Annotated in this window: 12 protein-coding genes; 10 read left to right on the top strand and 2 right to left on the bottom strand. The window is 73.5% G+C overall.

Going from position 1 to position 12,994, the window contains the following annotated elements:
* The 4 genes from cbiQ (at position 1) to OHA65_RS16020 (ending at position 3,370) form a co-directional block, all read left to right on the top strand.
* Positions 1–774: a cobalt ECF transporter T component CbiQ gene (cbiQ, locus tag OHA65_RS16035; protein ID WP_327283792.1), complete on the top strand. Its 774-nt coding sequence runs from the start codon at positions 1–3 to the stop codon at positions 772–774.
* Complete coding sequence (locus OHA65_RS16030) at positions 762–1,541, top strand: ABC transporter ATP-binding protein (protein WP_327283791.1); 780 nt, start codon at positions 762–764, stop codon at positions 1,539–1,541. Before cbiQ ends, OHA65_RS16030 begins: the two co-directional genes overlap by 13 nt.
* A 59-nt stretch (positions 1,542–1,600) precedes the next feature.
* Positions 1,601–2,776, top strand: coding sequence for a serine hydrolase domain-containing protein (locus tag OHA65_RS16025; protein ID WP_327283790.1), 1,176 nt, complete (start codon positions 1,601–1,603; stop codon positions 2,774–2,776).
* A gap of 120 nt (positions 2,777–2,896) precedes the next feature.
* The gene (locus OHA65_RS16020) at positions 2,897–3,370 is read left to right on the top strand and encodes a YbaK/EbsC family protein (RefSeq protein ID WP_327283789.1); all 474 of its coding nucleotides are present in this window, start codon (positions 2,897–2,899) and stop codon (positions 3,368–3,370) included.
* A 70-nt stretch (positions 3,371–3,440) separates the two neighbouring features.
* Here OHA65_RS16020 and OHA65_RS16015 read toward each other — a convergent pair whose 3' ends face one another.
* Both OHA65_RS16015 and OHA65_RS16010 read right to left on the bottom strand, forming a co-directional pair.
* Complete coding sequence (locus OHA65_RS16015) at positions 3,441–5,081, bottom strand: penicillin-binding transpeptidase domain-containing protein (protein WP_327283788.1); 1,641 nt, start codon at positions 5,079–5,081, stop codon at positions 3,441–3,443.
* Between the two features lie 170 nt (positions 5,082–5,251).
* Positions 5,252–7,018 carry a dolichyl-phosphate-mannose--protein mannosyltransferase gene (locus OHA65_RS16010; protein ID WP_371643773.1) on the bottom strand — a complete coding sequence of 589 codons (1,767 nt, stop codon included), beginning with the start codon at positions 7,016–7,018 and terminating at the stop codon, positions 5,252–5,254.
* 90 nt (positions 7,019–7,108) lie between these two features.
* Here OHA65_RS16010 and rsmI point away from each other — a divergent pair, with 90 nt between their 5' ends.
* The 6 genes from rsmI (at position 7,109) to OHA65_RS15980 (ending at position 12,912) form a co-directional block, all read left to right on the top strand.
* Entirely contained in the window at positions 7,109–8,047 is a 939-nt protein-coding gene (rsmI, locus tag OHA65_RS16005) for a 16S rRNA (cytidine(1402)-2'-O)-methyltransferase (protein WP_371643771.1), read from the top strand.
* 139 nt (positions 8,048–8,186) lie between these two features.
* Positions 8,187–8,693 (top strand): hypothetical protein, encoded by a 507-nt coding sequence (locus tag OHA65_RS16000; RefSeq protein ID WP_371643769.1) that lies wholly within the window; start codon positions 8,187–8,189, stop codon positions 8,691–8,693.
* Between the two features lie 10 nt (positions 8,694–8,703).
* Positions 8,704–9,579 (top strand): TatD family hydrolase, encoded by an 876-nt coding sequence (locus tag OHA65_RS15995; RefSeq protein ID WP_328762987.1) that lies wholly within the window; start codon positions 8,704–8,706, stop codon positions 9,577–9,579.
* A 110-nt stretch (positions 9,580–9,689) separates the two neighbouring features.
* The gene (locus OHA65_RS15990) at positions 9,690–11,090 is read left to right on the top strand and encodes a ubiquitin-like domain-containing protein (protein WP_327283786.1); all 1,401 of its coding nucleotides are present in this window, start codon (positions 9,690–9,692) and stop codon (positions 11,088–11,090) included.
* Complete coding sequence (gene rsmA / locus OHA65_RS15985) at positions 11,087–11,998, top strand: 16S rRNA (adenine(1518)-N(6)/adenine(1519)-N(6))-dimethyltransferase RsmA (RefSeq protein ID WP_327283785.1); 912 nt, start codon at positions 11,087–11,089, stop codon at positions 11,996–11,998. The genes OHA65_RS15990 and rsmA overlap by 4 nt, the downstream gene beginning before the upstream one ends.
* Positions 11,995–12,912, top strand: a complete 918-nt coding sequence (locus tag OHA65_RS15980) for a 4-(cytidine 5'-diphospho)-2-C-methyl-D-erythritol kinase (protein WP_327283784.1) — start codon at positions 11,995–11,997, stop codon at positions 12,910–12,912. The genes rsmA and OHA65_RS15980 overlap by 4 nt, the downstream gene beginning before the upstream one ends.
* Positions 12,913–12,994: the final 82 nt, after the last annotated feature.

Below are 12,994 nucleotides of genomic sequence, written 5' to 3'. Positions count from 1 at the left end.
ATGGGCGCCGGACACGCCCACAAGCTCTACCGGCACGGGCACTCGCCGATCCACGCCCTGCCGCCGCACTGCAAGCTGGCCGCGGCCTTCGGCTTCGTCGTGGTCGTCGTGTCCACACCGCGCGAAGCGGTGTGGGCCTTCGGGCTGTACGCCGTCCTCATCGCGGCGGTCACGGCGGCCGCCCGGATCCCGGCCGGCTTCCTGCTGCGGCGGCTGCTGATCGAGGTCCCGTTCGTGGCCTTCGCCGTGCTCATGCCGTTCGTGGCGCAGGGCGAGCGGATCAGCGTCGGTATGGGCGGACTCGACGTGTCGCTCAGCGTCTCGGGCCTGTGGGGCGCCTGGAACGTACTGGCCAAGGGCACCCTCGGCGTCGCCGCCTCCGTCCTGCTCGCCTCCACCACCGAACTGCGCGCGCTGCTGCTCGGGCTCCAGCGGCTGAAGCTGCCGCCGCTGCTCGTGCAGATCGCCTCCTTCATGATCCGGTACGGCGACGTCATCACCGACGAGCTGCGGCGGATGTCGATCGCCCGGCGCTCGCGCGGGTTCGAGGCCGGCGGCATCCGCCACTGGGGGGTGCTGGCCAAGACCGCCGGAGCCCTGTTCATCCGCTCCTACGAGCGCGGCGAGCGGGTCCACCTCGCGATGGTCAGCCGCGGCTACACCGGCTCGATGCCCGTGATCGACGAAGTCGTGGCCACCCGCGCCCAGTGGGCGTACGCGGCCGCGCTCCCGGCGACGGCGCTCGCCGTCTGTCTGATGGGATGGACCCTGTGACTCCTGCGCCCGCTCCCGCCTCCGCCGCTTCCCTTGAGGTCGCCGGCCTCGCGTACGCCTACCCGGACGGGCACCAAGCCCTCTTCGGGGTGGACCTGACCGTCGGACAGGGCGAGCGGGTGGCCCTCCTCGGCCCGAACGGCGCCGGCAAGACGACCCTCGTCCTGCACCTCAACGGCATCCTCGCTGGCGGGGTCGGCACCGTGACGGTGGCCGGGCTGCCGGTCGAGAAGCGGAACTTCGCGGAAATCCGGCGCCGGGTCGGCATCGTCTTCCAGGACCCCGACGACCAGCTGTTCATGCCGACCGTGCGCGAGGACGTGGCCTTCGGCCCGGCCGCCGCCGGCCTGCGCGGCGCGGAACTGGAGGCGCGGGTCCGCGAGGCGCTGGCTCAGGTCGGGATGGAGGCCTTCGCGGACCGCCCGCCGCACCACCTGTCCTTCGGGCAGCGCCGCCGGGTCGCGGTCGCGACCGTACTGGCCATGCGGCCCGAGATCCTGGTCCTGGACGAGCCCTCGTCGAACCTGGACCCGGCCTCACGCCGCGAGCTCGCCGACATCCTGCGCTCGCTGGACGTGACGGTGCTGATGGTCACCCACGACCTGCCGTACGCGCTGGAGCTGTGCCCGCGGTCGGTGATCCTCAGCGAGGGCGTCATCGCGGCCGACGGGCGCACCCAGGACCTGCTGTGCGACGAGGAGCTGATGCGCGCCCACCGGCTGGAGCTCCCCTTCGGCTTCGACCCGCGCTCCGTGTCGGTGGCCTGAGCCGGCGGGACCCGTGTCGGCGGTGGCATAAGTCGGACCAGGTGATTGTTGGACCGCTCGTGAACATCCAGGGTGAGGTGGCGGCGGGCTTCGAGGCCGTCCGGGACGCTTTCGTACGCAACTTCGAGGTGCTCGGGGACCGGGGCGCGGCGGTGGCCGTGTACCGGGACGGCCGGAAGGTCGTGGACCTGTGGGCGGGCCCGAAGCACGTCGACGGCGACGCAGGCGGCGACGCGGGCGAGCCCTGGGAGGCGGGCACCGCACAGGTGGTGCGCTCGGCCACCAAGGGCGTGGCCGCCGTCGTACCGCTGCTGCTGAACCAGCGCGGGCTGCTCGACCTGGATGCACCCGTGGCGGCGTACTGGCCGGAGTTCAAGGCGGGCGGCAAGGAGCGGGCGCTGGTCCGGGACCTGCTCGCGCACCGGGCGGGCGTGCCCGCGCTGGACGTGCCGCTCACGCCCGCCGAAGCCGCGGACGGGATCTCCGGTGCGCGCGCCGTCGCCGAGCAGCGGGCCTTCTGGGAGCCGGGCTCGGCCCACGGCTACCACGCGCAGACGTACAGCTGGCTGCTGTCGGAGCTGGTGCTGAGGGTGACCGGGGCCTCGCTGGGCCAGTGGCTCGCGCAGGAGGTCACGGGCCCGCGCGGGCTGGAGTTCTGGATCGGCCTGCCGCAGGCGCAGGCCGGCCGGGTGGGCCGGGTGGGTCCCGTGGACCCGCCGGAGACGGCGGGCGGCCTGCGCACGCGACCCAGGCGCAACGTTTCGGAGGCGTACGCCGATCCGGCGTCCCTGACCCGGCGGGCATTCGCGGCGATCACGCCGCTGCCGGATGAGAACGCCCCGGAGTACCGGGCGGCCGAGCTCCCGGCGTCGGCGGGCATCGGCACGGCGCGCGGCCTGGCCGGGGTGTACGCGGCGCTGCTGGGCGACACCGAGGACGGCACGCGCCTGTTCACACCGCAGACGCTCCGACTGGCCGGTACGGAGCTCTCGTCCGGGCCGGACCGGGTGCTGGTCGTCAACACGCGCTTCGGCCCCGGGTACATGCTGCACAGCCCGGCGTCGCCACTGCTGTCCCCGGCGTCGTTCGGGCACCCGGGGCGCGGCGGCTCGCTGGCCTTTGCGGACACGGAGGCCGGGATCGGCTTCGGCTACGTGACCAACGCCCACGCCAAGTCGGTCACGGCCGACCCCCGCGCCCAGGCCCTGGTCCGGGCCGTCCAGGCCTGCCTTTAACCCGCCGCCGGGTCCTGGTGCGGGTCCTGGTGCGGGTCCGGGTCCGGGTGCGGCGCAGTCGTCGGGGGGCGGGGGGAAAGTGCCTCGCCCGAGGGGTGCGCGGGGCGCTAGCGTGCCCGCATGACGACCAGCACCCATCCCCGTTTCGCAGAAGCCCTGGCGGAGCTGGGACTCGACGTGACCGTACGCACCTTCCCCGACGGCACTCGCACCGCCGCCGAAGCGGCAGCCGCGATCGGCTGTGAACTCGGTCAGATCGCGAAGTCGCTGATCTTCGCCGCGGACGGGGTGCCGGTGGTGGTCCTGATGGACGGGGCGTCGCGCGTCGACGTGGACGCGGTCCGCCGCGAGCTGGGTGCGCAGAAGGTCACCCGGGCGGACGCGACGCTGGTCCGCGAGACCACCGGATACGCGATCGGCGGCGTTCCGCCGTTCGGGCACCGGGTCAGCACGCGCGTCCTGGCGGACCGGTCGCTGCTGGCCCACGAGGTGGTCTGGGCGGCCGCCGGAACCCCGCACTCGGTGTTCGCCATGGCCCCGCGGGACCTGGTCACCCACGCCGGCGCCACCCTGACCGACGTCCGCGAACGCTGACCGGCGCGCCGGGGCCGGGGCCTCCGGGGCCCGGGCCCGGCCCCGAGCCCCCCGTAGGGAGCCCGGCGCGTCAGGACGCGGACAGCACCGACGCCACGATCGGGCCCGCCGCGTCGGCGCCGTGGCCGCCGGCCTCGACCATGGCCGCCGCGGCCACGTCCCCGCTGTAGCCCGTGAACCAACTGTCCGGGCTGCCCGCGCCGTCGACCTCCGCCGAGCCGGTCTTCGCCCCCTTGTCGGAGCCGCCCACCGCGCTCATCGTCTGCGCGGCCGTGCCGCTGGTCGCCGTCAGCTTCATCATCCGGACCAGCTGCTGCTGCACCGACGGCTTCATCCGTCGGGCTGCCTGCGCGACGGACCGTCCGTCGAGGTCCGGTGAGACGAGCAGCGGCTGGTGGAAGGACCCGCTGCGCGCGGTGGCGGTGAAGGAGGCGACGTTCAGCGGGTTCATGGTGATCCGGCCCTGCCCGATGTACTCGGCGGCCGCCTCCGCGCCCGTCGCCTCCGGGACCTTCCCGTCGGTCGATCGGATGCCGGTCTTCCAGTTGTCCAGGCCGAGGCCGAAGACCTCCCTGGCCTCCTTCGCCAGCGCCGCGTCGTCGTCGACGTTGTCGATCTGCTTGATGAAGGCGGTGTTGCAGGACTTGGCGAAGCTGGTCGCGAAGTTCGCGCCGGGCAGTTCGAAGTTGTTCAGGTTGTGGAAGGTGCGGCCGCCCCAGGAGGCGTCCTTGGTGCACTCCGCGGGCTGGTCGGCCGCCGCCTTGCCCCGGTCGATCAGCATCGCCGACGTCACGATCTTCATCGTCGAGCCGGGCGCCCGCCGCCCCTCCATCGCCGCGTTGAAGCCGTCCTTGCGGTTGTTGGCGACGGCCAGGACGTGCCCGTTGCTCGGCTGGACGGCGACCACCGAGGACTCCGGGTACTTGGCGACGGCCTTCTCGGCCGCCGCCTGCACGTTCGCGTCCAGGTAGGTCTTCAGGGTGCTCGGCTCACCCTCCACCAGCGTCAGCAGGGTCCGCTTCGGTGCGTCCTGGGCCGCCGGCTCGATCCACAGCTCGGCCCCGGTCTTTCCGCCCACCTTGCCGCCGTACGTCTGGCGCAGCTGGTCGAGGACCGGCCGCAGCGACGGGTACTTCTCGGCGCTGAGCTCCTCGCCGTTGCGGTCCACGGCCTTGACCGGGGGTGCCGTCGGGGCGCCCGCGCGCAGCTTCTCGTCCTTCTGCAGCTGCGGGTGGAGCACCGAGGGCTGCCAGTCGACGAGCGGCTTCCCGCTGGTCGTTCCGCGTACGACGGTCAGCTTGGACTCGTACGCGAGCGGCTTGGTGGCGCCCTCGTACGTGACCTCCGCGGCGACGCCGAACGGGATGGTCGTGCCCGTCTGCGCCCCGGGGGTGATCACGGCCTTGGACACGTACGCCTTGGCCCGGTAGTCGGCCACGGCGGTCTGCGCGGCCTGCACGTTGTTCGTCAGTTCCGCGGCGGCGCGCGCGTCCCCGGCCGCCCAAGCGGCGAAGAAGGCCTTCGCGGTCTGTGCGGCCTCCTTGTCGGTGACGGGCCCGCTGCCCTTCGCGGACTGGACGGAGGCGCCCCCCTTGGCGTCGCCGTCGTCCCCGCCGCTGCCGTCTACCAGCGCGTACACCCCGTACCCGGCCCCGCCGACCATCGCGAGGAACACCCCGCCGACGATGGCACCCTTCGCCGCCCCGTTCACGTACGTCCCCTCCCCAGGAGCCACAGTTCCCTGAACGCGTTCAAAGAACTCCAGGTGCAGACCTTACGCGGAGTTCGCGCAGCGTGCACACCTTGTTACTGGACGGATATATTCCACATGAAAAACGGCGGGCCCGGCACCACCAGGTGCCGGGCCCGCCGTCGTGGCTGCTAGACCCAGGTGTCCAGCCACATGCGGTTGCGCCAGGAGTCCATCGGGATGGACTGGCCGGTATAGATCGGCCAGAAGTAGATGAAGTTCCAGATGATGAGGAGGACCAGCACGCCCGCCGCGATCGCGCCGAGCGCGCGCCTGCGCTCCGTCGAGCCCGAGGGGCCCAGTAGGGCGCCGATCATCATCGTCACCGCCAGGCACAGGTACGGGACGAAGACCACCGCGTAGAAGAAGAAGATCGTCCGCTCCTGGTAGTTGAACCAGGGCAGCAGGCCCGCGCCCAGCGCGCACGCGATCGCGCCCGCCCGCCAGTCGCGGCGGAACAACCACCGCCACAGCACGTACAGCAGCGCGAAGCAGCCCGCCCACCACAGCATCGGGGTGCCCAGGGCCAGCACCTCGCGGGCGCACTTGCCCGCCTCCGTCGCCGGGCAGCCGGCCGTACCGGGGTCGGGGGACTCGTAGAAGTAGGAGACGGGACGGCCCAGGACCAGCCAGCTCCACGGGTTCGACTCGTACGTGTGGCCCGAGGTCAGACCGACGTGGAACTTGTAGACCTCGGTCTCGTAGTGCCACAGGCTGCGCAGCCACTCCGGCAGGAACGACAGCGAACTGCCCTGGTCGTTCTTGGCGGCCCAGTCACGGAAGTACCCGCCCTTGCCGTTGTCCGGGCTCAGGATCCAGCCCGTCCAGGAGGCCAGGTACACCGCCACCGCCACCGGCACCGTCGAGAGGAAGCCCGGCAGCGCGTCACGGCGCAGCATCGCCGCGTACGGGGCGCCCGCCCCGGCAGTACGGCGCGCGGCCGCGTCCCACAGGACGGTCAGCACCCCGAAGAAGGCCAGCACGATCAGGCCGTTCCACTTCGTGCCGAAGGCCAGGCCCAGGCAGACGCCCGCCAGGATCCGGTACGGGCGCCAGCCCAGCCGCAGCGTCTCCGCGACGGTGACGTCCGGGCGGGTGCGCCCCTCCTCGTCCACCGGCAGCGCGTCCGCCAGTCTGGCCCGGGCCTTGTCCCGGTCGATCAGCAGCGCCCCGAACGCGCAGAGCACGAAGAACATCAGGACCAGGTCGAGCAGCGCGGTGCGGCTCATCACCAGGTGCAGGCCGTCCACCGCGAGCAGCGCGCCCGCCAGGCAGCCCAGGAAGGTGGAGCGGAACAGGCGGCGCCCGATCCGGCACAGCAGCAGCACCGACAGGGTGCCGAGCACGGCCGTCATGAACCGCCAGCCGAACGGCGTGAAGCCGAACATCCACTCGCCGAGTCCGATGACCCACTTGCCGACCGGGGGGTGCACGACGTAGCCGGGGTCCAGCGGGAGGGCGATCCCGTCGGGGTTGGCGAGGATCGACTTGTCGATGTCCTTGGGCCAGCTCGCCTCGTAGCCCTGTTGGATCGTGGCCCAGGCGTCCTTGGCGTAGTACGTCTCGTCGAATATCACCGCCTTCGGGCTGCCCAGGTGCACGAAGCGCAGCACCCCGGCCACCAGCGCCACCAGCAGCGGCCCCGCCCATGCCAGCACGCGCTGCCAGTGCCCCGCCGCGGACAGCGGGATGCCGAGCGCCGTCCACAGCTGCTCGGAGGGCCGGGCGTACGGGGGCACCAGGCGGGCGCGGACGTCCGGGCGGCGGGCGTCCGCGGTCGGCGCGTAGCCGAAGCTGCGCAGCCGGCGCAGCCAGGTGGACGGCTGTTCTGCGCGTCCCGCCGGAGGAGCGGGAGGGGCCCCCGCGGGGCTGGGCGGCGGCGTCGCGGTACTGGTCACCGGCTCATCGTAGGGAACGCACCTGTGCGAACCCCAGTGCCGGGGACCGCCGGAGCGTGTGCCGGGTGGGGCGGCTGAGAGGATGGGCGGGTGACGACTGACCAGCCTGCCGGCTCCGAAACCTTCTCCTCGACCTCCTCCTCCGCCTCCTCCGCAGGCGTGCTCGTGCTCGCCGGTACCCCGATCGGCGATCTCGCCGACGCCCCGCCCCGACTCGCGGCCGAGCTGGAGCGGGCCGACGTGGTCGCCGCCGAGGACACCCGGCGGCTGCGCCGGCTGACGCAGGGACTCGGCGTGCACACCACCGGGCGCGTCGTGTCGTATTTCGAGGGCAACGAGTCGGCGCGCACCCCGGAGCTGGTCCAGGCGCTGGAGGAGGGCAGGCGGGTGCTGCTGGTGACCGACGCCGGCATGCCGTCGGTCTCCGACCCCGGCTACCGGCTGGTCGCCGCCGCCGTCGAGAAGGACATCAAGGTCACCGCCGTGCCCGGGCCGTCGGCGGTGCTGACCGCGCTGGCCCTCTCGGGGCTGCCGGTGGACCGCTTCTGCTTCGAGGGGTTCTTGCCCCGCAAGGCGGGCGAGCGCCTCGGCCGGCTCCGCGAGGTCGAGGGCGAGCGCCGCACGCTCGTCTACTTCGAGGCCCCGCACCGGCTCGACGACGCCCTCGCCGCGATGGCCGAGGTGTTCGGCGCCGACCGGCGGGCCGCGGTGTGCCGCGAGCTGACCAAGACGTACGAGGAGGTCAAGCGCGGCGGGCTCGGCGAGCTGGCGGCCTGGGCCGCTGAGGGCGTGCGCGGCGAGATCACCGTCGTCGTGGAGGGCGCCCCGGCCGCCGGGCCCGGCGACGTGGACGCCGAGGAGCTGGTGCGCAGGGTGCGGGTGCGCGAGGAGGCCGGGGAGCGGCGGAAAGACGCCATCGCGGCGGTCGCGGCCGAGGCCGGGGTACCCAAGCGGGAGGTCTTCGACGCGGTCGTCGCGGCAAAGAATGCGGCTCGGAACATGCCGCAGGACGGTAAAGAGCTAACCTGAAAAGCAAAGCTCAGACCGCGCACCGGGCGCTTTGGGCATGAGTCGCCCAAAGGCCGTCCAACAGTAGACAGGGCCTGATGCGCTCCCGCCCGAAGAGGCGTCCACTGGCAATGGCACCAGTGGAACAAGAGGAGCTGGCATGAGTGAGATCGCAGACACCTCGACCCCCGTACCCGCGCCCGCGTCAGCGCCCGCAGCACCCGTCACCGTGCCCAGGCCCGGTGTGCCGACCGTGCACGAGGCGTACTCCTTCGCCTGCATGAAGTGCGGGTACGGGTGGGAGCAGGGCTACGAGATCGAGCACCACGTCGACGGCAAGGGCCAGCCCTTCATCATCTACACGGTCAATGGCGAGCGGGTCCCCTCCCCGCTGTCCAACCCGACCTGCCACAACTGCGGCGGGCACGTGGTGCGGATCATGCGGGAGGGCCAGGTGTCGTCGGTGCTCGGCACGATCGACAAGCTCTACCACCACCGCATCTCGCCCGGCATCGCCGGCCCGGTACCGGCCGGCGCGAACGTCCCGCGGACCCCGAAGCAGCGCAAGACCCCGACGCACGACGCCCCCGGGCCCGTCCCGGTGGACGGGGCCGCGGAGCGCGGGGGCCTGCTCTCCCGGCTGAGGAGGATCTTCCGCCGGTCATAAGATCGGCTCCATGAGCACTGCCTCCAAGGACACCCCGCCGCCGCTGCCCGAGCCCCTCCGGGTGGCGGTCGCGGACTCCCACACCCATCTGGACATGCAGGGCGGCACCGTCGAGGAGGGGCTCGCCAAGGCCGCGTCCGTCGGGGTGACCACCGTCGTCCAGGTGGGCTGCGACGTGAAGGGCTCCCGCTGGGCGGCCGAGACCGCCGCCGCGTACGAGAACGTCCACGCGGCGGTCGCCCTTCACCCGAACGAAGCGCCGCGCATCGTGCACGGGGACCCCGACGGATGGTCGCGGCAGGGCGCGCGGGCCGGCGGCGGGGAGGCCGCCCTCGACGCGGCGCTCGCCGAGATCGAGGAACTCGCGCAGCTCGCCCACGTGAAGGCGGTCGGCGAGACCGGCCTCGACTTCTTCCGCACCGGACCCGAGGGAATGGCCGCGCAGGAGCGTTCCTTCCGCGCCCACATCGAGATCGCGAAGCGCCGCGGCAAGGCCCTCGTCATCCACGACCGGGAGGCCCACGCAGACGTCCTGCGCATCCTGCGCGAGGAGGGCGCGCCCGAGCGGACCGTGTTCCACTGCTACTCCGGCGACGCCGACATGGCGCGCGAATGCGCCGCCGCCGGCTACTACATGTCGTTCGCCGGGACCGTGACCTTCAAGAACGCCCAGCCGCTGCGCGACGCCCTCGCCGTGGCCCCGCTGGAACTGGTGCTCGTCGAGACGGACGCCCCCTACCTCACCCCCGCGCCGTACCGCGGACGGCCCAACGCGCCGTACCTCATTCCGCTGACCGTACGGGCCATGGCGGCGGTGCGCGGGATCGACGAGGACGCGATGGCCACCGCCCTGGCGGCGAACACGGCGCGCGCCTTCGACTACTGAGCCGCCGCTCCTGCGACACGCTGGGTAGTCGTCCGGCTTTGGTGGGTGACGGACGCTCCGCTAGGGTGCCGTGCCCGAACCGATGGGGCCGGACCAGTGGAGCGAGCGTCGTGAGCGAGAGTCCTTTCACCGGGGTGTACGGGAACGAAGCCGCCCCGAACCCCCAGCCCGCCATCGTGCCCGCCCCCCGCACCGCAGACCGGCGGGCCGCCCGGCGCCGCAAGAGCGCCGAGGCCGGACCCGCGCCCGGCGCCCCGACGGGACGGCGCCGGGGCGCGCCCGCCGGTGGGGACCTCGCGGCCCCCGCAGGACCCGGCACCGGACGGCGCCGCAGCCCCGACCCCGGTCCCGCCGCGAAGCCCACGGCCGCCCCGACCGGGCGGCGCCGCCGCGCCGCCCCCGCGGGGACGGCCGCGGGCCGAGACAGCTGGCGGCGGATCGTCCCGCAGGCACTGGTCGTCGCCTTCCTGGCCGGCGGCACCACGGCCTTCGTCGCCGCCGACAAGTCGGTCCGGCTCACCGTGGACGGAGAGCCCAGGACCCTGCACACCTTCGCCGGCGACGTCGGCGAACTCCTCGCCGCCGAAGGCCTCGGCGTCGGCCCCCACGACCTGGTCGCCCCCGGCCGCGCGGCGGCGCTCGACGACGGCGACGAGATCGTCGTCCGCTACGGCCGCCCCGTGCACCTGACCCTCGACGGACAGACCCGCCAGGTGTGGACCACCGCCGGCACCGTCGAGAGCGCACTGCGCCAGTTCGGCGTCCGCGTCGAGGGCGCCTACCTCTCCGCCCCGCGCACCGCCCCCGTGCCCCGCGCCGGGTTCTCCCTCGCCGTCCGCACCGAACGCAGCGTCACCTTCATGGCGGACGGCCGCGAGAGCACCATCCGCACCAACGCCGCCACCATCCAGGAGGCCCTCGGCCAGGCCGGGATCACCCTCCAGGGCCAAGACACCACCTCCGTCCCGCCCGCTTCCTTCCCGCGCGACGGCCAGACCGTCACCGTGCTCCGCATCACCGGCACCCGGGAGGTCCGCGAGGAGCGCATCCCCTACGAGATCGAGAGGACCGAGGACGACGACCTGTTCGCCGGCACCGAGGTCGTCGAGCAGGCGGGCCGGCCCGGGGCGCGCCGCGCCACGTACGTCCTGCGCATCGTCAACGGGGTCCGGCAAAAGCCCCGCAAGGTCGCCGAGGAGACCGTCCGCGAACCCGTCACCCAGCTCGTCAGGATCGGCACGAAGCCGCTGCCGACCTCCGTCGCCGGGGCCGACGGCCTCGACTGGGGGGCGCTGGCCCAGTGCGAGTCCGGCGGGCGCCCCTCCGCCACCGACGCCTCGGGCACGTACGGAGGCCTGTACCAGTTCGACGTCAGCACCTGGCACAGCCTCGGTGGGAGCGGCCGCCCGCAGGACGCACCGGGCTCGGAACAGACGTACCGGGCGAAGAAGCTCTACGTGCAGCGGGGGGCGACCCCGTGGCCGCACTGCGGCCGTAGGCTTTACGGGTGAGCACCGCAGAGCAGCAGCCCGAGAGCACGACCAGCACGACCTCCGACGCCCTCCTCGGCCCGGCCGACATCCGGGAGCTGGCCGCCGTACTCGGCGTACGGCCGACGAAGCAGAAGGGCCAGAACTTCGTCATCGACGCGAACACGGTGCGCCGCATCGTGCGCACCGCGGAGGTACGCCCCGACGACGTCGTCGTCGAGGTCGGGCCCGGGCTGGGCTCGCTGACGCTCGCGCTGCTGGAGGCTGCCGACCGGGTCACCGCCGTCGAGATCGACGACATCCTGGCCGCGGCGCTGCCCGCCACCATCGAGGCGCGGATGCCGGCCCGCAAGGACCGCTTCGCGCTGGTGCACTCCGACGCGATGCTCGTGGAGGAACTGCCGGGGCCGCCGCCGACCGCGCTCGTCGCGAACCTTCCGTACAACGTGGCCGTGCCGGTGCTGCTGACCATGCTGGACCGGTTCCCGACGATCGAGCGCACGCTGGTCATGGTGCAGGCGGAGGTCGCCGACCGGCTGGCCGCCGAGCCGGGCAACAAGGTGTACGGAGTGCCCTCGGTCAAGGCGAACTGGTACGCGCACGTCAAGCGCGCCGGGTCCATCGGCCGCAAGGTGTTCTGGCCGGCCCCGAACGTGGACTCGGGCCTGGTCTCGCTGGTGCGGCGGGCTGAGCCGATCAAGACGACCGCCTCGAAGGCGGAGGTCTTCGCCGTCGTGGACGCCGCCTTCGCGCAGCGCCGCAAGACGCTGCGGGCCGCCCTGGCCGGCTGGGCCGGCTCGGCGGCGGGCGCCGAGGCCGCACTGGTCGCCGCCGGGGTGTCCCCGCAGGCGCGCGGCGAGTCACTGACGGTGGAGGAGTTCGCGGCGATCGCCGAGCACAAGCCCGCGGCGCCGAGGCCGGCCCTGTGAGCGCCGCCGACAGCCCCCGCTCCGTGACCGTACGGGTCCCCGCGAAGGTCAACGTCCGGCTCGCGGTGGGCGCCGCCCGGCCGGACGGCTTCCACGACCTGGCCAACGTCTTCCTGGCGGTGTCGCTGTACGACGAGGTGACGGTCACCCCGGCCGAAGCCCTGACCGTCACCTGCGAGGGTCCCGACGCGGACCAGGTCCCGCTCGACCGCACCAACCTGGCGGCCCGCGCGGCGGAGGTCCTCGCGGCCCGCCACGGCCTGTCCGACGCCGTCCACATCCACATCGCGAAGAACATCCCCGTCGCCGGCGGCATGGCCGGCGGCAGCGCCGACGGCGCGGGCGCCCTGCTCGCATGCGACGCCCTGTGGGGCCTGGACACGCCGCAGGCCGAACTCCTGGCCTTGTGCGCGGAGCTCGGCAGCGACGTGCCGTTCAGCCTGCTCGGCGGGGCGGCACTGGGCACGGGCCGCGGGGAACTCCTGACCCCGGTCGAGGCCGGCGTCTTCCACTGGGTGTTCGCCGTCGCCGACGGAGGGCTGTCCACGCCGGCGGTGTTCCGCGAGTTCGACCGCCTGGCCGAAGGCCGGAGCGTCCCGGCCCCCGAGGCCTCCCCGGCGCTCCTCGCGGCCCTCGCCTCGGGGGACCCGGACGCACTCGCCGCGACCTTGGCCAACGACCTCCAGCCGGCGGCCCTGTCGCTGCGCCCGCAGCTGGCCGCGACGCTGGAGGCGGGCACCGCCGCCGGAGCCCTGGCCGCGCTGGTCTCCGGCTCCGGCCCGACGACGGCGTTCCTGGTCCGCGACCCGGAATCCGCGCTCAAGGTCGCCGCGGCCCTCGAAGCCTCCGGGACCTGCCGCACCACCCGCACCGCCACCGGCCCGGCTCCCGGCGCCACCGTCCTGCCCGCCTGATTCCCGGCCCCCGTACGGCACGGGTACCCAGAGCGAAGTGAGTACCTTCGCTCTGGTCCCGGCCGGGTCCGGCGCGCGAGCG

This window comes from Streptomyces sp. NBC_00045, assembly GCF_045041095.1.
Taxonomy (GTDB): domain Bacteria; phylum Actinomycetota; class Actinomycetes; order Streptomycetales; family Streptomycetaceae; genus Streptomyces.
Note: the sequence above shows the minus strand (reverse complement) of the source record. Positions and strands in the feature narration are given on the sequence as shown.